Here is an 18,880-nt window from a genome sequence, read left to right as displayed (position 1 = left end):
CTGCAGCGGATTCGATTCACACCTCGGCGACCGACTCCGCCACCTCGACCAGCGAGAACCAAGTGTTCATCCCGGCCCGAAGCGCGGTGAGGTCGTCGGCGGTGACCCGTACCTCGATGGACGCCCCGGACTGTGTCAGCGTCGCGCGCGTGCGGTCGCCCCCGATGTCGTCGAGTTCCTGTTCGACGCTCGCTGCGACGAGTCGCGCGGCTGTCGAGTCGGCGTAGTCGAAAACGAGCGTCGCCGCGTGTGGCCGGCTCAATTGACCTGGACGGTTTTGATGTCGCGGCTGCGCTCCTTCAGCAGGACGCGGTGGCCGCAGTACGGACAGCGCACGCCGCCATACTCGTCGAGACTCACGTCGCGCTTACAGCGGGAACACTTGTACGTCATTTACTCCTCGTCGCCGAGTGCCGCACGCAGCGACCGTCGCACGGTGCGACCGGCCGGGGTCTCCGGTCGGTAGGAGCCGCCGGCGAACTTGTGGCCGCAGGCGCCACACTGCCAGATGCCAGTGCCCTTGCGGTTGACGCGGTCCTCACCGCAGGAGGGGCAACTGTGGTCTGCGTTCATGTCCTCCTCGATCTCCGCGACGCGGCGACGAGCGACACGGCCGTAGCGTGCGCCAAAGCGGCCGGCGCTCCCGGTGATACTGTTGCTCATGTCGTATCGAACTGGTGTCGCGGGCATAAACCCTGCGAGATGCCCCTACTCCTGAAGCTCCGTCTCGCGCAGCGCGTGGTTCAGGTCCTCGCGGATGCGCTCGCCCAACTCCCGGCTGTCGGCGGTGGTGACGACGCGATTCTCCTGGACCGAGGAGCCGTCACGAATCAACAGCCGGACGTTGCCGGTGTCGTCGGCGCGGGTCGCCTTCGCCCGTACCCCCGAGTTCGAGCCGGCACCGCCCGCGTCGATTGGGCCGGGAATAATCTTCTTCACGTGCGGGTGGTCGCCGACGGTCTGGATGGCCTCCATCCCGTCGCGTTCCCCGATGAGCGTCGTGTGGCTCCCGCCCAACTTCTCGCGCGGCGGCGTGTTCACGACTTCGAGGGCGGGTTCGCCCTGCCGTTCGAGCACGTGCGCGACGGGGTCCTCGTCAGGAACACGGTAGAGCGTGTAATGCAGTTCCGCGCGCACGGCGCCAAGCACCTCCCTGTCGCCGGCCGCGTACACCTCCTCCGGCCGTTTCCGGTGGACCTCGTCGGCGACTCTGCCGGCGAAGTTCCGGAGCTCGCGCGGCTCCTGTTCGGGGTCGTCCTCCGGCAGCGTGGTCACGGTCCGTTCTGCGACGATTTCCTCGTCGAGCAGGCAGGTCACGGTCGCGCGGTCGCGGTCGCAGGCGATGACGACGGTGTCGGTGTTCGGGGTGCGGCAGGTGAGACAGAAATCGCCGGGGCGTTCGAGCGCCGTGCCACACTGCCGACAGTCCATACCTGAGAGAGACGACGCCGGCGGATAAACCGCCCGGAGCCGGCGTCAGGACTTCCGTAGCTCGGCGACGTAGCTGCCCCGCTCGTCCGACGCCACGACCTCGCGGAGGTCCCACGGCGACGGTGCGAGCACCTCACGCAGCTCGTCGGGCGACACTGTGAGCAGGTCGAACCACGGGGTGGCGGTCGTCTCGTAGCGACTCCGCACCCGAAGCGCCCCCGGCAGTCGGCCGCGCCGACGGTTCAGGTTGTGGTACTCGCGGTGGACGGCATCGTCAGTGGCGTGTGGGTCGCGCGTGTCCGCGAGAATCCGGGCGTCGTCGGTCGTGACCTGCGCCAGCGCGTCGAGCACCCGCGGCGCTCGCTCGCGCGTCCCGACCAGCCCGAAGGTGTTGCCGAACATGACGACCGTGTCGAATTCCCCAGCCAACTGCGTGGTCTCGGTCACGTCCACCTCCCGCGCGTCGACGCCCCGCTCGCGGCTCACCGCTACGGCTCCCGGCGACACGTCGATACCGACGACCTCGGTATCGAGGGCGCGCCCGACCCGACCCGCGCCACAGCCAACGTCGAGCACGCGGCCCTCGGCGCGCTCGATGGCCGTCTGCTCGCGTGGACTCCACTCCTCGCGCTCGGCGAAATAGCGGTCCGGCGGCGGCGCGACCGACACCAATCCGTCGTCGCGTTCGAGGATTTCGCGCCCTGCCTCGCCGTCCACGTGGTCGCGGAGCAGTTGGCCGTAGGCGTCGTTCTCGGGGTCCATACGCCGTCTACCGGGGGTCGGTGAAAAAAGTCTGCTGGCGGCGTGTGACGCTACCCCAACTGGTCGGGCGCGACCTTCAGATACTCCCGCAACAGCGTCGTCGCGTAGCTCCCCTTCGGTAGCTGGAACTGGAAGGTCAGCGGCTCCGTCACCGTGAGGTCTGTCGTCACGAGCACGGCACGCCGGGTCCCCTCGGAGTGAAACTCACCGGGCAGGTCGAAATCCGACGGCTCGACTCCCTCGTCGGCCAGTATCTCGCGTTCGATATCGCCCGGCTCGCCGCCCGCGAGGTCGGTCTCCGTGCCGACGAGCGGTGCGGTGACGAACGCCCGCCCGCGCTCGACGTGGCGATTGACGGTCGTTACGCGGTTCTCGTCCACGCGCTGGAGCCGGTCCATGTCCGGCACGGGAAGCGGGGCGTCCCGGTCGGCGAAGGCGACCACGTCCCCCGCGACCGCACCGTCGAAGGGTAGCCCCCGCTCCAGCCGCGTCGAGACGATGCGATTGAACAGATACGACTGCGCCGCGTGGACGAGTAACTGCTGGAGATTCGACGGGAACCGTTCGAGCGCGGCCCGGAAGTCTTCGGGGTCGTCGCCGCCGGTCTCGGCCAGTCCCTGCAACAGCGACCGCTCGTAGTTGAGTCGGCCGGGGAGCAGTTCCGTCAGCTCACCCCAGTCGCCGCCCCACCGGTCGTCGACGGCCCGCCGCGCTTTCGCGCTTTCCTCGGGGTCCGTCTCGCTCGTGAACGTGACGTAGGTCCGGACGGCCGCTTCCCACTCGCCGCGGAGAATCGCCAGCCCGACGCGGTGGGTGACGGGCCGCGCGCTCCCGAACCGCTGTGGCCCGAAGTAGTTCGGCACGCCGACGCGCTCGTCGTCGCCGGCGAACGCCCGGAGTTCCGCGGTGATGTCGCTCGCGCGTTCGGGATGGTCGGCTTCCGCGACCGAAATCTCGAACTCGTTGCCCGCGAGGTCACCGAAGAGGACGGGTCGGCCCACGCGGCCGAGCGGCTCGATGTCCGCGCCGTCGAGTTCGGGCAGGTCGCGCTCGTCGTCGAGTCGAACGGAGAACAGCTGTGTCGTCACCGCGTACTTGTCCTTCGTGCCGGCCCACGAGACGCGCTCGCGGGAGACGCCGAGTTTCGACGCCAGCGCGCCCGCGAAGGCGTTGGTGTCCCACTCGCGCAGCGTCGCCCGGAAGACGACGTGTGCGTACGAGCCGGGGTCGGCGTCGAGCGGCTCCGGCTCGACGGCTTCGAGTTCGCGCACCCGGAAGGCGTCGGCGGAGTCGCGAAGGTGGCCGCCGGTGCCGTCGGTGTCGCTGACGTACCACTCGACGCCCGTCGGACGCTCGTGGCGGTGGGCCTGTTTCACTTTCTCGGTGTTCGGGTGGCGGTGGTTTGGACGTGTCGCTTGCCCGATTCTGATTAGGAGTTCGACTTCTCTGATTGCTTTGGTGAGTACAGTTTGAAAGCCCCGGGCGTGTCGCGGTCTCTCCGTGACATCTCTCGTTCGCTTCGCTCACGTCGAGAGGGGTCACGGAGCCGACCAAACACGCGCGACACGCCCGCCCCTTTCAGTCCCCCCGGCCGCACCGCCCACGAGCCTCCCCAACCGACTCGTTCGTTTCACTCACTCGTCCCTCGCGACGACGGGCGCGCACGAGGCGCGCCGGCCCACGCCATCCGCACAGGCAACCGAGCCGGTGGCCTGACGCACCGCGCCCGTGGCGCGTGTGTGTCGTGGTGAAAGGTTGGGAGAGCGGCCGGAGGCCGCGGGCCAGCGAGCGGGAGCGCAGCGACACGCGAGCGAGCGGTCCGTCGCGCCCTCGTGGCGCGATGCGACCGCTGCGGTCGCGGTGCTGTTTCCCCTATGCCAAGCATCGAGAGTGGTCGCGGTGCTGTCGAAACCATACCAAACAGCGTCAGCAGTATCGAAAACAGACCACTCCAACCCGACCACGACACGCACGAGCACGTACACGCGAGAGCACGCGCACAGGCGCGCCTGCTGTCGATTTCGGCCGTCGAAGCGTTTATTTCGCCTGTCGGCCCTAATTCCGATAATGGAACTCATCGTCACCGAGAAGGACAACGCCGCCCGGCGCATCGCGGAGATTCTCTCGGAGGGCGGCCACGGTGTCGAACGCACGAACGGGGTCAACATCTACCGGTGGGGTGACACGCGCTGTATCGGGCTGTCGGGCCACGTCGTCGGCGTCGACTTCCCGCCCGAGTACAGCGACTGGCGCAACGTCCAGCCCGTCGAACTCTCCGAGGCCTCGGTCGTCAAGACGCCCACGAAGGAGAACATCGTCACCGCGCTCAAATCCCTCGCCCGCGAGGCCGACGAGGCCGTCATCGCCACCGACTACGACCGCGAGGGCGAACTCATCGGGAAGGAGGCGTACGAACTCATCGAGGAGGAGGCGGACATCCCCATCAAGCGCGTCCGGTTTTCCTCGATTACGGAACGCGAGGTACGGGACGCCTTCGCCACCCCCGACGACCTCGACTTCGACCTCGCGGCCGCGGGCGAGGCGCGCCAGATTATCGACCTGATGTGGGGGGCCGCACTGACGCGGTTCCTCTCGTTGACCGCCGGCCAACTCGGCAACGACTTCATCTCCGTCGGTCGGGTCCAGTCGCCCACGCTGAAGCTCATCGTCGACCGCGAACGCGAGATTCAGGCGTTCGACCCCGACGACTACTGGGAGATTTTCGGCGACCTCACCAAAGACGACGAGGCGTTCGAAGCGCAGTACTTCTACGAGGGCGAAGACGGCACCGAAAACGAGCGCGTCTGGAACGAGACCGACGCCGACGCCGCCTACGAGGACCTCCGGGAGGCGACGAGCGCGAGCGTCGAGTCCGTGCGCAGACGCACCCGAACCGACGACCCGCCGGCTCCGTTCAACACGACGCAGTTCATCCGCGCGGCCGGGTCGCTCGGCTACTCCGCCCAGCGCGCGATGTCAATCGCCGAGGAGCTGTACACCGCCGGCTGGATTACCTACCCGCGTACGGACAACACCGTCTATCCCGAGGACTTGGACCCCGAGGAACTGCTCGCCACCTTCGCCGACACCGGCGCGTTCGGCGAGGACGCCGCCGGCCTGCTCGAACAGGACGACATCGAGCCGACCGAGGGCGACGAGGAGACGACCGACCACCCGCCCATCCACCCGACCGGCGAGATTCCCGGCCGCCAGGACCTCAGCGAGGACGAGTGGGAGGTGTTCGAACTCGTCGTGCGGCGGTTCCTCGCGACCTGTGCGGAGCCGGCGACGTGGGCACATCTGCGCGTCGTCGCGACCGCAAACGGTCGCTCGCTGAAGGCCAACGGGAAGCGGCTCGTCGAGGCCGGCTACCACGCCGTCTACCCGTACTCCTCGGCCAGCGAGAACGTCGTTCCCGAAGTCGAGGAGGGCGAGGACCTCGACCTCTCGGACGTGCGGCTCGAGGAGAAGGAGACCCAGCCGCCGCGTCGCCGCGGGCAGTCGCGGCTCATCGAGACGATGGAGTCGATGGGCATCGGGACGAAGGCGACCCGCCACGAGACCATCCAGAAGCTGTACGACCGCGGCTACATCGAGAACGACCCGCCGCGACCGACCGGGCTGGCGATGGCGGTCGTGGAGGCCGCAGAGCAGTTCGCCGACCACGTCACCGACGAGGCGATGACCGCCCAACTGGAGGCCGATATGGACGCCATCGCGGCCGGCGAGAAGTCGCTGGACGAGGTGACCGACGAGTCGCGCGAGATGCTCCAGCGCGTCTTCGAGGACCTCCACGAACACCGCGAGGAAATCGGTGACTTCCTGCGCACGTCGCTGAAGGAGGACAAGACGCTCGGTCCCTGTCCCGAGTGTGGCGACGACCTGCTCGTTCGCCGGTCGCGCCGCGGCTCGTACTTCGTCGGCTGTGACGGCTATCCCGACTGCGAGTACACGCTCCCGCTCCCGAGTCAGGGTGAGCCGACCGTCACCGACGAGGTGTGTGACGAACACGGGCTCGGTCACGTGAAGATGCTCGCTGGCCGGTCGACGTTCACCCACGGCTGTCCCCTCTGTAAGGCCGACGAGGCCGACGAGACCGAGGACAGGGTCATCGGTGCCTGCCCCGAGTGCGGCGGGGACCACGGTGGCGAACTCGCTATCAAACAGCTTCGGTCGGGGTCGCGGCTCGTCGGCTGTACGCGCTACCCGGACTGTGACTACTCGCTCCCGCTCCCGCGCCGGGGCGACATCGAGGTGACGGACGCCCGCTGCGAGGAGCACGACCTGCCCGAACTCGTCGTGCGCGACGGCGAGGACGACGACGAGCCGTGGGAACTGGGCTGTCCGATCTGTAACTACGCGGAGTACCAGGAGCGACAGGCCGCGAGCGCAATCGAGGACCTCGACGGCGTCGGCGCGAAAACAGCGGAAAAGCTCGCCGCCGCGGGCATCGAGAGCCTGTCAGACCTCTCTGCGGCCGACCCCGAAACCGTCGCCGGGGACGTACAGGGGGTCTCTGCCGACCGCCTGCGCGACTGGCAGGCCGAGGTCACAGACGCCGAAGCCGCCGACTAGAACTCGACTGCGGCCGGTTCGCCGGGGTCGTGTGCCCCGTCGAGGTCGGCGAAGGCCTCGCGAACCCGCTCGTAGGTGTCGTCGACGGCCTCGACGATGACCTTCGTGTCCGCGAGCACGGGCATGAAGTTCGTGTCGCCGCCCCACCGCGGGAGGACGTGGGCGTGGACGTGGTCGGTGATGGAACCGCCCGCGGGACCGCCGAGATTCATCCCGGTGTTGAACGCCTCCGGGCCGAGCGCGGCATCGAGCGCGTCGAACGTCTTCTGTTTGAGCGTCGCGATCGCGAGCAGCGTCTCCTCGTCGAGGTCGCGGTACTCCCCGGTGTGGTGGTAGGGGATGACCATCGCGTGGCCCGGGTTGTACGGGTAGTTGTTGAGGATGACGAACGCGTGGTCGTTGCGCGCGAGGATGCGGGAGTCGCGGTCGTCGTCGCGGTCCGGCAACACGCAGAAGGGACACCCCTCGATGTCGGTCTCGTCGCGTTCGATCCAGTCGATGCGCCACGGGGCGAACAGTTGGTCCATACCCGACGTGTGCGCGCCGCGGGTAAAATAGCCGCCCGCTGTCGCGTCGACCGAAGGGACATTACTCCTCCGCGACTCGCGTTCGGTACGATGCGCGACGCGACCGAAGACGAGGAAATCGAGCGGGCGCTCCAGTATCTGGTCCACTCGTTCGAGGCCTCGGGCGACAACCCGAAGCCGGTGGTGCTCCACAGCACGCGCGTGGGGATGGACCTCTACGACCGGGGGTACGAGGAAGCAACTGTCGTCGCCGGCTTCCTCCACGACCTCATCGAGGACACGGACGTGACCGCCGACAAGATTCGGTCGCGGTTCGGACCGGAAGTCGCGGATATCGTCGCCGCGGCCAGTTTCGACCCGAGTATCGACGATTATCTCGAACGCCACTACGACATCTACGATAGCTGCTTCGCGCTCGGACGACCTGCGGTCCTCGTCAAGGCCGCGGATATTCTGGACAACAGCGACTACTACGGGCTGGCAGCGTCGGATGAACTGGCACAGCAGCTCCTCGCGAAGATGGACTACTTCATCGAGAAATCGGAGCCGTACATCGGCGATGAGGCGATACACGCGGAACTAGCCGAGAAGCTCCCCGCTGTACGGGAACAAATCGAGGATTCGTAACCTCGCTCAGTCCATCCTCGCACTGGAGAATCGGCTCGGACGCAGAATAAGCTCCTCCAGTCCGGGTAACTGCTTCACGTTGTAGACGACCTTCGCGGACTCGGTGACGGGCGCGGAGAGACACGACAGCCGGATGCCGCGGTCGAGCCACTCCTCGGTGAGGATGTGACCGGCGGGAGTGGGCATCTCCCCCTCGACGAGCGCGACGGCGCAGTTCGAGCAGGCACCGCCGCGACAGGAGTAGGGCCACGCGAAGCCGCGATTCTCGGCGGCTTCGAGCAGGGTTTCGTTCTGTTGGACGAGCAGGCGACCGTAATCCTCGGGGTCCAAGTCGGCGTCGCTGGCCTTCGCGAAGAGGTCGTCGTCGGTGAGTTCCCAGCCGTAGTCGTCGAACACCTCGTAGTTGAGATACTCGACGCGGCTCTTGTCCGGCGTCGAGTCGGGGTCGGCCGGTTCCTCCTCGTCGGGGCTGGTGCGCCGTCGCGCGCCCCGTCGTTCGCCGGGACCGGTCGATGCGTCGTCGTCGGGTTCTTCCTCCGTCGTGGCGGGGGCATCCGGTTCCTCGGTCGTCGCGGGGAGGTCGTCGGCCTGAATCGTCTCGTACGCGGCACGCACCTGACGGAACTCCTCCATGTCGCCGCCGTGGTCGGGGTGTGCGTTCTTGATGCGCTCGCGGTAGGCGGTCTCGACGGTCGCCTCGTCGGCGTCCGACTCGACGCCGAGCACCTCGTACGGATTCTCCACACCACTCGTACGGTTTCGGGGTGTAAATCCCCTCGGCCTCCGACAATCTGCGTGTTACTTCGTCGTCACTTCACAGCCGTCTTCGGTGACGATAATCGTGTGTTCGCGCTGGGCGACGAGACAGCCTTCGTCCTCTTGGAGGACGGGATAGCCGTGAACCACGTCCTGCCGTTCGAGCCGACGGAGCGCCATCTCCGCGCGGTCGGTGTCGAGCCACCGGCGGGCAAACGGGAGCGTCTTGAACTCCTCGACAATCTGTTCGAGCGCCTGTCGCGCCTGTCGGTTGCGGACCGACGCTTCCTGTTCGAGCGAGTAAATCTCCTCCTGTTGGCCCTGGGTGACCTTTCCGCCGCCGTCGGTGGCGAACGGCTCGATGGCGACCGTGTCGCCGACCTCGAGTTCGGTCCCGCTGTCGACCGCGCGATTCGGGATGTTCGGCGCGGTGTGTTGGTCCCAGTGGCCGAGGCCGTGGCCCGTCAGGTTCACGATGGGGTTGTAGCCGTAGCCGTCGATGACCGACTCGATTTCCGCGCCGACCTCGCCGGTGTGGACGCCCGGTTCCACGAGGTCGAGCGCGGCATCGAGCGCCTGCTCTGCGGCCTCGACCAACTCGGTCTCGCCGGTGAAGTCGACGGTGACGGCGGTGTCGGCCAGCCAGCCGTCGACGTGGACGCCGATGTCGAGTTTCACCATCTCCTCGCCGATGGTGCGGTCGTCGTCGGGGCCGGCGGCCCCGTGGGCGGCTTCGTGGTCGACGCTGACGTTCACCGGGAACGCGGGCTTCGCGTCGATGCCCTTCTCCTCGCCGAGTTCGCGGATGCGGTTTTCGGCCCACTCGGAGATTTCGAGATAGCCCGTGCCGATTTCCGTTCGCTCGGCGGCCTCATCCCGCACCTGGCCGAGAATCTCGCCGGCCTGTCGGTGTTTCTCGTACTTCGCCGCCTCGAGGTCGATATCGCTCATACCCCGACTCGGAGTGGACTCCTCAAGGGGCTTTCCGTCCGGCGCGACGGCGGTGCGACTGCTGTGCTGGTGCGGTGCGGTCGTGGTGTGGTTGCTGTGCCGTTGTGGTCACTGTCGAGGTTGCGGTCAGTTCAGTGTACGCCGACCAACGGGAGGCATTTCGCTGCGGCGAGCGGAGCGAGCCGCAGGACCGAGGGCCGACTACCGCTGGCCGGAGGCCAGCGACTGGAGGCCCGACGTGTCTTTTTCGTGAACGTTTTTGCCGGCGGGTCGCAGACCCGCCGTGTAAAAAGGTTCAGAAGATGTTCGCCTGCTGGTACACCGAGATGCCGTCGTCGGTAATCTCGTACGGCTTCGTCTCGCGCGAGTGGTTCGCGTTCCGTATCTTCTGAATCTCGACGGCCAGTCTGGTCTCCTGAAACTCCGAGCGGACGTACTGGAGCACGAACACCGCGTCGGTCAGATACTCGATGATGCCGTGGCGAGAGACGTACGGGTTGTCCTCGCTCCCCTCGGAGGTGAGCATCGTGGTGACGCCGGCCTTCTTCAGCGACTTGGTGAAGTCGAACACCTCGGTCCGGCGCTTCGCCTGGTCGTCGTACATCATCTCGAGCAGGGACACGGAGTCGAGCACCAGCCGCTCGGCACCGAAGTCGTCGATGAGCCGGGGGAGGTCGTTTCGGATGGAGGACAGCGAGTTCGCCATCTCGATCGGGTCGAGGTCGACGATTGCGAGGTCGCCGTTCTCGGTGTGCCGTTCGAAGTCCCAGCCCTTCTCGCTGGCGGCGGCGATGACGGCGTCGCGGGTCTCCTCCAGCGTGATGTACACCGCCTTCTCTCCCTTCTCCAGGCCGCGATTGGCGAACTGGAGGCCGAACGTCGTCTTCCCGGTCCCGGCAGAGCCCATGACGACCATGAGCGAGCGGGCTGGTACCCCGCCCTGAATCATCTGGTCGAGTCCGGTGACCCCGATGTCGATGCGGGGGATTTCCGACTCGAACTCCTCGTCGAACTCCGTGCCGGGGGCGGCTTCCAGCGACTCCTCCTCCTCGTCGTCCTCGGCGAAGGGGTCGTCCATCTCGTCGTCGCTCGGCATCTCCGGTGTGCCGAACTCACCGCCGAAGAACTCCGAACTCCCAAGACCGCCGGCGCTGTCGCCGGACTCGTCGGCCGTCGGCTCGGCGGCCGGCTCCGGCGACTCGTCGCCAGCGTCGGGGGGAATTTCGGCGTCCGACGCGCCGCCGAGACCGGCGGTCAACGAGCCGCCGTCCGAGCCGTCTTCGGCTCCGGATTCCTCCGACGGCTCCTCGTCCGAGTCGCTGTCCGAGTCGCCGTCCGAGCCGGTCTCCCAGTCGTCCCAGTCGAGTTCGTCCGACTCGTCGTCGCTCGCGTCCGACTCGAACCAGTCGTCCTCCTCGGCGTCTTCGCTCACGTTTCCCCCTCCTGTCCGCGCATATCTCTCCGTTCCCGACGCAGAGAGATAAGTGTGGCCTCGGGGTCGTGACCCTTATCGGCGGGCCGAGCGAATCGCCGACGATGCACGTTGGTGTCGTCGCGCAACGCGGCAACGACCGAGCGGTCAGGCTCGCGGCCGACCTCGATAGCCTCCTCGACGCGACGGTCCGGTTCGACCCGGAGACGGCGAGCGCCCTCGACCGCGACGGCGTCGAGCCGGCGTCGATGACCGACTACGACCTCGTCGTCTCCGTCGGCGGCGACGGGACCTTCCTCTACACCGCTCGGACCACCGACGGCGCGCCGATACTGGGCGTGAACCTCGGCGAAGTCGGCTTTCTGAACCCGCTCACCCCCGAGGAAGCGCCGGCGGTCGTCGCCGACACCGTGGCGGCGATTCGGGCCGGCGAGGCGAGCTACCGGGAACTGCGGCGCGTGCAGGCCGTCGGCGAGGGTATCGACCTGCCGCCGGCGCTCAACGAGGTGTCGGTGCTCGGCCCGCAGCGCGGCCACGGCAACGGACTCGACATCGAGGTGCGGCTGGACGGCGAGACCTACTCCGAGGCGCACGCCGACGGACTCATCGTCGCGACGCCGACGGGGTCGTCCGCGTACAACCTTTCGGAAGGGGGACCGGTGGTCCACCCGCGGGCCGACGGGCTGGTCGTGACCGAGATGGCAGCCGACGGCGCGATGCCGCCGCTGGTCATCGACCCCGACGACGAGGTCTCCGTGCGCGTGTCGAACGCGGAGACAGCGTACGTCGTCGCCGACGGCCGTTCGCGGGCACAGCTGGAACCGCCCGCGGAGCTGACGGTCCAGACGGCACAGACACCCACCCGGACCGTCGGTCCGGAGTTGGACTTCTTCGCCGCGCTAGCGAAGCTGGAGTAGCCGGAAAACCCACAAACGAGTACGGGGGTAGAAACCCGTAAAGGGGTCCCGGCCCTTGCTAGCCCAATGAGTCAGCAACTGCCGGACGTGCAGGCGTCGAGTCCGGACGTGAGTGTCGGTCTGAATCGAGTCGGGGTCACCGGGGTGGAGAAGCTCGTGAAAATCGACCGCGAACACGAGCGACCGATTGTTCTGATGGCGGAGTTCGAAGCGTACGTCGACCTCCCGAAGTGGCGGAAGGGCATCGACATGTCCCGCAACATGGAGGTCGTCGACGAGATGCTGGAGGAGGCGCTCGACGAGCCGGCCTACCGCGTCGAGGACGTGTGTGGCGATGTGGCGGAACGCCTGCTCGAGAAACACGACTACACCTCCCGCGCGGAGGTCAACATGGAAGCCGAGTACGTCATCCGCGAGGAGACGCCGGCGTCGGGTCGCCAGACGCAGGCGACCGCCGACATCATCGCCGGCGCGACGGCCGACGAGGACGGCACCCACGAGGAGATTGGCTGTCACGTCGTCGGGATGACGGTCTGTCCCTGTTCACAGGGGATGAGCGAGGTGCGCGCCCGCGAGACGCTCGATCAGATGGGCGTCGACGGCGAGGTCATCGAACAGTTCCTCGATGAGGTTCCACAGCCGGGTCACAGCCAGCGTGGCCACGCCACCCTCACCGTCGAGACGCCCGGCACGCCGGATATCGAGCTGCACGACCTCATCGACGTCGCGCGCGACTCGATGTCGGCGCGCATCTACAACTACGCCAAGCGCCCGGACGAAGACCACATGACGTACGAGTCTCACGCCAACGCGAAGTTCGTCGAGGACTGCGTGCGCTCGCTCGCCGAACTCTCGGTCGACCGGCTCGACCTCCCCGACGAGGCCGTGTTGACGATGGTGCAGTCGAACGACGAGTCCATCCACCAGCACAACGCCCACGCAGAGCGCGTCGCCGAGTTCGGCCAGCTTCGCGCGGAGATGAACGGCGACGACTGACGAGAAAACAGACGTAGTCTTTTAGCTTCCTCGCTCGTCAAATAAATTACCACATGCGACGAGACGAGTCGGGGCCGGCAGTCGCGGTCGTCGGGGCCGGCAGTCGCGGTCGTCGGGGCCGGCATCGGCGGCGCGTCGCTGGCGTGGTTTCTGCGCGAGCGGTCCGACACGGCGCGTGTCGACGTGTACGAGGCGAGCGAGCGCGTCGGCGGTCGGCTCCGCTCCGTCTCCGTCGGCGGGCGACGGTTCGAGGCCGGCGGGAAACACATCCACGAGCGCAACCGCTGTATCGGCTCCTTGGTCGACCGGTTCGGCTTCGAGCGCCAGTCCGTCAGTCGTGGGACCGGACGCACCGGCGTCTGGGACGGGCGTCGGTTCCCGCTCACCACCGCGGGGACCGAGCCGGTGACGCTGTTTCGGCTGCTCACGCGGTACGGGCTCTCACCCCGCCGAGCACGCGCCGAGGCGGCGGCGGTCGCAGACCGGTTCGACGCCATCTACGACCACGCCGAGACGGCCTTCGAGACGCCCGAGCGACTGTTCGAGACGGTCGGACTCGGGGAGGTGTGTACACAGTCGGGCCGCGAGTATCTCACCGACCACGGCGTCGGCTCCCGGTTCGTCGACGAACTCGTGGCCGGGACGACCCGCACCATCTACGGGCAGGACCCGACGCTGAACGCCGTCGCCTGTCTGGTCGCGCTGACGGGAATGGGCAGCGGAACCTACACCCTCGACGTGCCGAACGCCGAACTGTGTCGGCGACTGCTCGCAGCGGCGGACGCGACCGTCCACACCGAGACGCCGGTCGAACGTGTCGCGGTCAGCGAGGAGACGACCCGTCTCACTGCGTCCGGCACGAGAAAACAGTACGACGCCGTCTGTCTCGCCGCGCCCGCCGAGTTCGCCGACATCGAGCTTTCGGGCGTCTCGACGCCCGCCGGCTACGGCGACCGCGACTTCTCGGAGCTGTCGGTCGCGTACGTCGCCGGCCGACTCGACCCCGTCTACTTCGGGGAGCAGTCGGTCGAGGACCTCCCCGGATTGGTCGTCACGAGCGCCGACTCGCCGACCGAGTTCGTCCACCTGCGCGACGTGAGCGAGCGCGCCGACGGGTCGGTGTACAAGCTGACGACCCGCGAGGGGGCCACCCCCGCGCTACTGGAGTCGTTGTTTGCCTCCATCGACGAGCTGGAGGAGGTGAGCTGGCGGGCGTTCCCGCGACTGGAGCCGACGACGCCGATTCCGCCGTTCCGGCTCGCTGACGGGCTTTACTACGTGAACGCGATGGAGTCGGTCGCCTCGACCATGGAGACACAGGCGCTCGCGGGCCGGACGGTTGCGAATCTGGTGGCGCGCGACGGCTAAATCGAGAGCGGGTCGGCCTCACTCCACCGGGGTTCGAAAGTGTCCGACAGCGAGTTGGCGAACTCGCGGTCGGTCAGGTCGATGACGCCGAAGGTGGCAGACCGGTCGAGCGGGTGTGGCACCTCCACGACCGTCTCGACGGTGTCGACGAAGGTGAACGTCCCCGTGATGTCGTCGCTGGTCCGGACCTGAAACCGGTCGTGGTCCGACAGCGACTCGCGGTAGCGCACGCCGATCGCCTCCGGGAGCGCCGGGACGAGATTCCGCCGGAGCAGGAGTCTGACGGTCGCCCCCCGGTCGAGTGCGGCGACGAGTTCATCCAGCACGGTCTCGCCGTAGCGGTCGATATCGAACAGCTGCGGGGTCTGTGAGGAGAGACACATCACGATTTCCTCGCTCGCGGAGCCGAGCCGCTCGACGAGGAGTTCGGCCGTCTCTTCGGTCCCGACGGCGGCCGTCCAGAACGTCTCGTCGGGCGTGTCGGTCGTTTCGAGTTCACCCTGTAGCGTTCCGACGATGGACTCGTACTGCTCGCGCTGGGCGGCGAGCTCCGACTTCTTGGCGTCGAGCAGGCGGTCGAGTGCGGTCTGTGGCTCGACGGGCGCGTACTTCTTGGGGCGACTCGCGGTCTGTGACCGGACGAGACTCTGCTGGTCGAGGCTGTTCAACACGTCGTAGATGCGGCCCATCGGCACGTCGCTCGCCGCCGACAACTCCTTTGCCGTTGTCGGTCCGGCATCGAGCAGCGCCCGGTAGGCGCGCTCCTCGTACTCGGAGAGGCCCAAATCCCGCAGGGTTGCCATTGTCCGGTATTCCCCTCCGGGGACAAAAACACTCGCTTCGTTTACCGGCTACTCGCCGATGACGGATTCCGGCCGGGTCTCGCTGGCCCGCTCCAGCAGTTCCTCGGGCGTCTCTGCCGGCTCGGAGCGCTCGCCGCCACGCACGACCACGGCGTCCGACCGGTCGCTCGGGACGACAACCTTCTCGTGGTCGGCCACGCGCCACGCCGCGCGGTGGAGGTCGCTGCCGGCTTCCGGCGTCTCGATGACGAGCGGGTCGTAGACGTAGCGCGCACAGACGGCACCGTACTCGGCCACGTCAGCGCCCATGCGCTCTGCTGCACCCGCAAAGGCTTCGAGCGTCTCGCCGGCCGTCTCGCGGTAGGCGTCCTCGCCGGTCAGCGCCGCGAGGTCGATGAGCGCGTTCGCGAGTTCGATGTTCGCGTCGAGGGGTCGCAGCGGGCGGTCGAGCAGGCCGATACCCGTCTCCGGGCCGTCGAGGAACGCGCCGTCGTCGGCCTGTTGTACCCGGAGTGTGTCGGCAATCTCGCGTGCGGTGTCGAGATACGACGCGTCGCCGGTGGCCTGCGTGCCGGCGGTTAACCCGAGCAGGACGCGCGCGCCGTCGAGCAGGAGCCCGGACTCGGCGTCCGGCTCGTCGAAGTGGGTGACGACGCCGTCCGAGACCAGCGTGTCCGTGACGTGTTCGATGGCGCGTGCGGCGTAGGTGCGGGCGCGCTCGTTGTCGGTGTAGCCGGCGAATCGGAACAGCGCGTCCGCGGCGAGTCCGTTCCGGTCGGCGTACACCGTCTCGTCGACGACCGGCGGGTCGGCCTCCTCGCGCTCTGCGGGACCGAGGGTGTAGTAGTCGCCGCCGGCCTGCGAGCCGGCGAAGGCGTCGCCGGTCCAGAGGTCGGTCGTCAGATACTCGACGGTCCCCCGTGCGGTGTCGCGGTACGACTCGTCGCCGGTGTGGAGATAGCCGGTCGCGAACGCTCGCACGAGCGCGGCGTTCTCGTCGGTGAGCTTCTCGCGGTGGATGTCGCCCGCCCAGTTCCGATTGGTGGCGTACCGGTAGAAGCCGCCGGCGTAGGTGTCGTACAGGTGCGCCTGAATCGCCTGGAGGGTGCGGCTCGCGCGCTCGGTGTCGCGTTTGGCGGCGAACTCGACGGTGCGGGGAAGCGGGAACTTCGCGTCCGTCCCCCAGCCGCCGAACTCCGCGTCGAACGCCTCGGCGACCTGCTCCACGAAGTGCGCCTCGATTTCGGCCGTCACCGCCCCCCGTGGCGGGTCGGGATTCTGGAGTGCGCGGGGAATGCGGCCGGCCTCGGTCCCTTTCGCGTCCCACGTCTCCCGGACGGTGTCGATTGCCTGCCGCAGACCGTCGGCCGAGAGGTAGCCCGCGCCGGTGATAATCTTCCCTTCGGGGGTGCAGAACACGGTCGAGGGGAACCCGCCCATGTTGTACCGTTCGCGAGCGCGGGGCTGGCGGTCCACGTCCACGCGGACGGGGACGAAACTCTCCTTCAGGTGGCCGGCGAGCCGCGGGTCGGCGTACGCACCGCGGTCCATCTCGTCGCAGGCGACACACCACGACGCCGACAGCGAGAGCAACAGCGGCTTCGACTGCGCGCTGGCCTCGGCAAACGCTTCCTCGCCCCACTCGCGCCACTCCACGAGGGTCTCGTCTCTCATTGCCCACACTCACGCGCCCACCGGCAAAGCGTCGGCGTTCCCGGCACGCGCCGAACGATTTTTCACCTGCCCCGTCCCCGTGCGGATATGTCACACGACGAATCGGCCGACCAGCGCGAGCCGGCACCTGACGCGGGCGGCGACGCCCCGATTCGCCTCCGGCCGCTCGGCGTCATCCTCGCCGTCTTCGCCATCCTCGGGGTCGGCATCGGACTGACCGGCTACCTGATGATTGGCGCACTCGGGGGCGGCGGGGAGAGCCAACTCTTCTCCGGGCTGTTCGCGCTCGTCGTCATCCTCTTTGCGGCGCTGGTCGGTCCGGTAGTCGCCGTCGCCGTCACCCTTCACGTGGACGAGTCGCTCGGTGACGCGCTGGGGCCGGCGGGCGTCACGGCGGCGGTCGGGAACTTCGTCGGCTTCCTCGTGATGGGGCTGCTCGTCGTGATTCTCCTGAGTCTCCGGCTGTCGGGCGGCGGTGGAGATGGCGGCGGCTCACTCAATGTGGGTAGCTACGTCGGCACGTTGGTGAAGGCGGGGTTCCCGTCGCTGCTCGTCGCGGTCGCGGTGACTGTGCTGACGCGTCGGACGTGAGCGGAGCACCCAAACCCCTCCCACCCGTACCGGAGGTATGGTTTCGGCCGTCGATATCGTCGGGCTGTTCGTCATCCTCGGGGTGAACAGCGTCGTCGCGGCGCTGCTCACTCGATTCTTCCGCGTCCAACTCAACACCCAGTGGGGGCCGATTGTCTACTCCGTGCTGTTGACGCCGCTCGTGCTCGTGACGCTCGTGCTCGTGATGGGCGGGGCGGGACTCGGCCCGAATCTCGGCAGCGCCGCGACCGTGCTCGGACTCACGGTCGTGATGCCCCTCGCGCTGGGGATGTCGTTCGACTACTTCTGGCAGCCCTCCCCCGACGAGGTGGAGGTGCCCGACAACCTGTGAAGGACGCGCCCAGACAGCCACAGACGCTCCGACTCTCCGAGTCGCGACTCGCCGAACTCGAGCCGTGGGCCGTCGATGGCACCGGACGAGCGGCCGCGGCGCGGGTCCGCGATTCCGCGGGCCGGCTCGCGCTTATCAGAAACGAGTGGGCCGACGGGTGGTTTCTCCCCGGCGGCGGTGTCGAGGCCGGCGAGACGCCGCGCGCGGCCGCCCGCAGGGAGGTGCGCGAGGAGACGGGACTCGACGCCGAGATTGGCGAGCCGCTCGTGGTGCTCGACCAGCGCTACTGCGATGAGAACGGGGACGAGTGGTTCACCGCCGAGTACGTCGTCTTCGACGCGCGTGCCGACGGGGAACTCGCCGACGCCGACGCGCTCGGGGTCCACGACGGGGAGATTCACGACGCGCGGTGGGTTTCGTCGCTTCCGGACGACTTCCACGAGCGCGAGCTACTCGCGCCGTATCTACAGGAGTGACTCGAGCACGTCCTCGGTCGCGTCGATGACGGCCTCGGGCGACCGGCTGGCGTCGATACGGTGGAACCGTTGGGGGTCGCGGTCGATGAGCCGCTCGTAGTTCTCGTGGACTTCGGCCAGGAAGTCGGCGTGTTCGAGTTTGTTCGTCGCACCGGCACGCTCCGCGCCGGTCTCGGGGTCGATATCGAAGTAGATGGTGGCGTCGGGCATCCGCGTGAAGGCGGTGTGAATGCCGCGGATGTACTCCATCGGTCGGGGAACCTGTCCCTGTAACGCCGCGCCCTGGTAGGCGATGCGGGAGTCGACGTAGCGGTCGGAGATGACGAGGTCGCCGTCGTCGAGCGCCGGCTCGATGACCCGCGAGAGGTGGTCTGCGTGGTCGGCGATGAACAGGAACAGCTCCGCTAGCGAGTCGGAGTCGGGCGAGGAGATGGAGCGGTTGACGGCGTCGCCGTACCACGAGGTTGTCGGCTCGCGGGTGGTGCGTGCATCGGGGTAGGCGTCAGAGAGGGCTTCCAGCACCGTCGTCTTCCCCGCGCCGTCGATTCCTTCGAGCGTGACGAGCATACCCGGTCGTCGTCGCCCCCGCACATCAACACCGGGGAACCGTGCCAATGGCGAGTCTTTAGGTTTCGTTCACGC

At 67.9% G+C, this 18,880-nt stretch carries 21 protein-coding genes; 8 read left to right on the top strand and 13 right to left on the bottom strand.

What is annotated here, in order from left to right:
• Positions 1-16: 16 nt before the first annotated feature.
• From DM818_RS03395 to truD, 6 genes are read right to left on the bottom strand one after another with little or no spacing between them, the layout of a single operon-like run.
• Positions 17-262, bottom strand: a complete 246-nt coding sequence (locus DM818_RS03395; protein ID WP_075938072.1) for a KEOPS complex subunit Pcc1 — start codon at positions 260-262, stop codon at positions 17-19.
• A complete protein-coding gene (locus DM818_RS03390) occupies positions 259-393 on the bottom strand; it encodes a DNA-directed RNA polymerase subunit P (protein ID WP_075938073.1) in 135 nt (44 codons plus the stop codon). Before DM818_RS03390 ends, DM818_RS03395 begins: the two co-directional genes overlap by 4 nt.
• Positions 394-663 carry a 50S ribosomal protein L37ae gene (locus tag DM818_RS03385; protein ID WP_075938074.1) on the bottom strand — a complete coding sequence of 90 codons (270 nt, stop codon included), beginning with the start codon at positions 661-663 and terminating at the stop codon, positions 394-396.
• A gap of 45 nt (positions 664-708) precedes the next feature.
• Positions 709-1,431: a DUF2103 domain-containing protein gene (locus DM818_RS03380; RefSeq protein WP_123123826.1), complete on the bottom strand. Its 723-nt coding sequence runs from the start codon at positions 1,429-1,431 to the stop codon at positions 709-711.
• A 45-nt stretch (positions 1,432-1,476) separates the two neighbouring features.
• Entirely contained in the window at positions 1,477-2,193 is a 717-nt protein-coding gene (locus DM818_RS03375) for a class I SAM-dependent methyltransferase (RefSeq protein ID WP_075938076.1), read from the bottom strand.
• A 50-nt stretch (positions 2,194-2,243) separates the two neighbouring features.
• A complete protein-coding gene (truD, locus tag DM818_RS03370; RefSeq protein ID WP_123123827.1) occupies positions 2,244-3,569 on the bottom strand; it encodes a tRNA pseudouridine(13) synthase TruD in 1,326 nt (441 codons plus the stop codon).
• Positions 3,570-4,260: 691 nt separating this feature from the next.
• Between truD and DM818_RS03365 the strand changes: the two genes are divergently transcribed.
• Entirely contained in the window at positions 4,261-6,768 is a 2,508-nt protein-coding gene (locus DM818_RS03365; RefSeq protein WP_153952293.1) for a DNA topoisomerase I, read from the top strand.
• Here the strand turns inward: DM818_RS03365 and DM818_RS03360 are convergent.
• Positions 6,765-7,295: an HIT family protein gene (locus tag DM818_RS03360; RefSeq protein WP_075938079.1), complete on the bottom strand. Its 531-nt coding sequence runs from the start codon at positions 7,293-7,295 to the stop codon at positions 6,765-6,767. The genes DM818_RS03365 and DM818_RS03360 overlap by 4 nt on opposite strands.
• A gap of 90 nt (positions 7,296-7,385) precedes the next feature.
• On the opposite strand from DM818_RS03360, the gene DM818_RS03355 reads away from it, so the two are divergent.
• Complete coding sequence (locus DM818_RS03355; protein ID WP_123123828.1) at positions 7,386-7,922, top strand: HD domain-containing protein; 537 nt, start codon at positions 7,386-7,388, stop codon at positions 7,920-7,922.
• Positions 7,923-7,928: 6 nt separating this feature from the next.
• Here the strand turns inward: DM818_RS03355 and fer are convergent, their stop codons facing one another.
• The 3 genes from fer to DM818_RS03340 form a co-directional block, all read right to left on the bottom strand.
• Positions 7,929-8,666 carry a ferredoxin Fer gene (gene fer / locus DM818_RS03350; protein WP_075938081.1) on the bottom strand — a complete coding sequence of 246 codons (738 nt, stop codon included), beginning with the start codon at positions 8,664-8,666 and terminating at the stop codon, positions 7,929-7,931.
• 54 nt (positions 8,667-8,720) lie between these two features.
• A complete protein-coding gene (map, locus tag DM818_RS03345) occupies positions 8,721-9,629 on the bottom strand; it encodes a type II methionyl aminopeptidase (protein WP_075938082.1) in 909 nt (302 codons plus the stop codon).
• Positions 9,630-9,924: 295 nt separating this feature from the next.
• Complete coding sequence (locus DM818_RS03340) at positions 9,925-11,061, bottom strand: KaiC domain-containing protein (RefSeq protein ID WP_075938083.1); 1,137 nt, start codon at positions 11,059-11,061, stop codon at positions 9,925-9,927.
• Positions 11,062-11,165: 104 nt separating this feature from the next.
• Here DM818_RS03340 and DM818_RS03335 point away from each other — a divergent pair, with 104 nt between their 5' ends.
• The 3 genes from DM818_RS03335 (at position 11,166) to DM818_RS03325 (ending at position 14,342) form a co-directional block, all read left to right on the top strand.
• Complete coding sequence (locus DM818_RS03335; RefSeq protein ID WP_075938084.1) at positions 11,166-11,978, top strand: NAD(+)/NADH kinase; 813 nt, start codon at positions 11,166-11,168, stop codon at positions 11,976-11,978.
• A 66-nt stretch (positions 11,979-12,044) separates the two neighbouring features.
• Complete coding sequence (gene mptA / locus DM818_RS03330) at positions 12,045-12,974, top strand: GTP cyclohydrolase MptA (protein ID WP_075938085.1); 930 nt, start codon at positions 12,045-12,047, stop codon at positions 12,972-12,974.
• A 45-nt stretch (positions 12,975-13,019) separates the two neighbouring features.
• Positions 13,020-14,342, top strand: a complete 1,323-nt coding sequence (locus tag DM818_RS03325; protein ID WP_153952292.1) for a prenylcysteine lyase family protein — start codon at positions 13,020-13,022, stop codon at positions 14,340-14,342.
• Here the strand turns inward: DM818_RS03325 and DM818_RS03320 are convergent.
• On the bottom strand, positions 14,339-15,145 hold the full coding sequence (locus tag DM818_RS03320; RefSeq protein ID WP_075938087.1) for a TrmB family transcriptional regulator: 807 nt from the start codon (positions 15,143-15,145) through the stop codon (positions 14,339-14,341). The genes DM818_RS03325 and DM818_RS03320 overlap by 4 nt on opposite strands.
• A gap of 48 nt (positions 15,146-15,193) precedes the next feature.
• Positions 15,194-16,819 carry a DUF255 domain-containing protein gene (locus DM818_RS03315; RefSeq protein ID WP_075938088.1) on the bottom strand — a complete coding sequence of 542 codons (1,626 nt, stop codon included), beginning with the start codon at positions 16,817-16,819 and terminating at the stop codon, positions 15,194-15,196.
• Positions 16,820-16,906: 87 nt separating this feature from the next.
• On the opposite strand from DM818_RS03315, the gene DM818_RS03310 reads away from it, so the two are divergent.
• The 3 genes from DM818_RS03310 to DM818_RS03300 are packed head-to-tail and all read left to right on the top strand — an operon-like array spanning position 16,907 to position 18,238.
• Positions 16,907-17,410, top strand: a complete 504-nt coding sequence (locus tag DM818_RS03310; protein ID WP_075938089.1) for a hypothetical protein — start codon at positions 16,907-16,909, stop codon at positions 17,408-17,410.
• 37 nt (positions 17,411-17,447) lie between these two features.
• On the top strand, positions 17,448-17,762 hold the full coding sequence (locus DM818_RS03305) for a hypothetical protein (RefSeq protein ID WP_075938090.1): 315 nt from the start codon (positions 17,448-17,450) through the stop codon (positions 17,760-17,762).
• Complete coding sequence (locus DM818_RS03300; protein ID WP_123123831.1) at positions 17,759-18,238, top strand: NUDIX hydrolase; 480 nt, start codon at positions 17,759-17,761, stop codon at positions 18,236-18,238. Before DM818_RS03305 ends, DM818_RS03300 begins: the two co-directional genes overlap by 4 nt.
• Here DM818_RS03300 and tmk read toward each other — a convergent pair.
• Complete coding sequence (gene tmk, locus DM818_RS03295; protein ID WP_075938092.1) at positions 18,227-18,805, bottom strand: dTMP kinase; 579 nt, start codon at positions 18,803-18,805, stop codon at positions 18,227-18,229. The genes DM818_RS03300 and tmk overlap by 12 nt on opposite strands.
• Positions 18,806-18,880: the final 75 nt, after the last annotated feature.

The organism is Halosegnis longus, assembly GCF_009663395.1.
Classification (GTDB): Archaea; Halobacteriota; Halobacteria; order Halobacteriales; family Haloarculaceae; genus Halosegnis; species Halosegnis longus.
The sequence above is the reverse complement of the archived record's forward strand: the minus strand, read 5'-3'. Positions and strand labels throughout refer to the sequence as shown.

Bases quoted from the DNA above. Each gene is read 5' to 3' on its own strand.
- DM818_RS03390 (WP_075938073.1), bottom strand. From the start codon at position 393: ATGACGTACAAGTGTTCCCGCTGTAAGCGCGACGTGAGTCTCGACGAG.
- DM818_RS03385 (WP_075938074.1), bottom strand. From the start codon at position 663: ATGAGCAACAGTATCACCGGGAGCGCCGGCCGCTTTGGCGCACGCTAC.
- DM818_RS03380 (WP_123123826.1), bottom strand. From the start codon at position 1,431: ATGGACTGTCGGCAGTGTGGCACGGCGCTCGAACGCCCCGGCGATTTC.
- DM818_RS03375 (WP_075938076.1), bottom strand. From the start codon at position 2,193: ATGGACCCCGAGAACGACGCCTACGGCCAACTGCTCCGCGACCACGTG.
- DM818_RS03365 (WP_153952293.1), top strand. From the start codon at position 4,261: ATGGAACTCATCGTCACCGAGAAGGACAACGCCGCCCGGCGCATCGCG.
- DM818_RS03360 (WP_075938079.1), bottom strand. From the start codon at position 7,295: ATGGACCAACTGTTCGCCCCGTGGCGCATCGACTGGATCGAACGCGAC.
- DM818_RS03355 (WP_123123828.1), top strand. From the start codon at position 7,386: ATGCGCGACGCGACCGAAGACGAGGAAATCGAGCGGGCGCTCCAGTAT.
- map (WP_075938082.1), bottom strand. From the start codon at position 9,629: ATGAGCGATATCGACCTCGAGGCGGCGAAGTACGAGAAACACCGACAG.
- DM818_RS03335 (WP_075938084.1), top strand. From the start codon at position 11,166: ATGCACGTTGGTGTCGTCGCGCAACGCGGCAACGACCGAGCGGTCAGG.
- mptA (WP_075938085.1), top strand. From the start codon at position 12,045: ATGAGTCAGCAACTGCCGGACGTGCAGGCGTCGAGTCCGGACGTGAGT.
- DM818_RS03320 (WP_075938087.1), bottom strand. From the start codon at position 15,145: ATGGCAACCCTGCGGGATTTGGGCCTCTCCGAGTACGAGGAGCGCGCC.
- DM818_RS03315 (WP_075938088.1), bottom strand. From the start codon at position 16,819: ATGAGAGACGAGACCCTCGTGGAGTGGCGCGAGTGGGGCGAGGAAGCG.
- DM818_RS03310 (WP_075938089.1), top strand. From the start codon at position 16,907: ATGTCACACGACGAATCGGCCGACCAGCGCGAGCCGGCACCTGACGCG.
- DM818_RS03305 (WP_075938090.1), top strand. From the start codon at position 17,448: ATGGTTTCGGCCGTCGATATCGTCGGGCTGTTCGTCATCCTCGGGGTG.
- tmk (WP_075938092.1), bottom strand. From the start codon at position 18,805: ATGCTCGTCACGCTCGAAGGAATCGACGGCGCGGGGAAGACGACGGTG.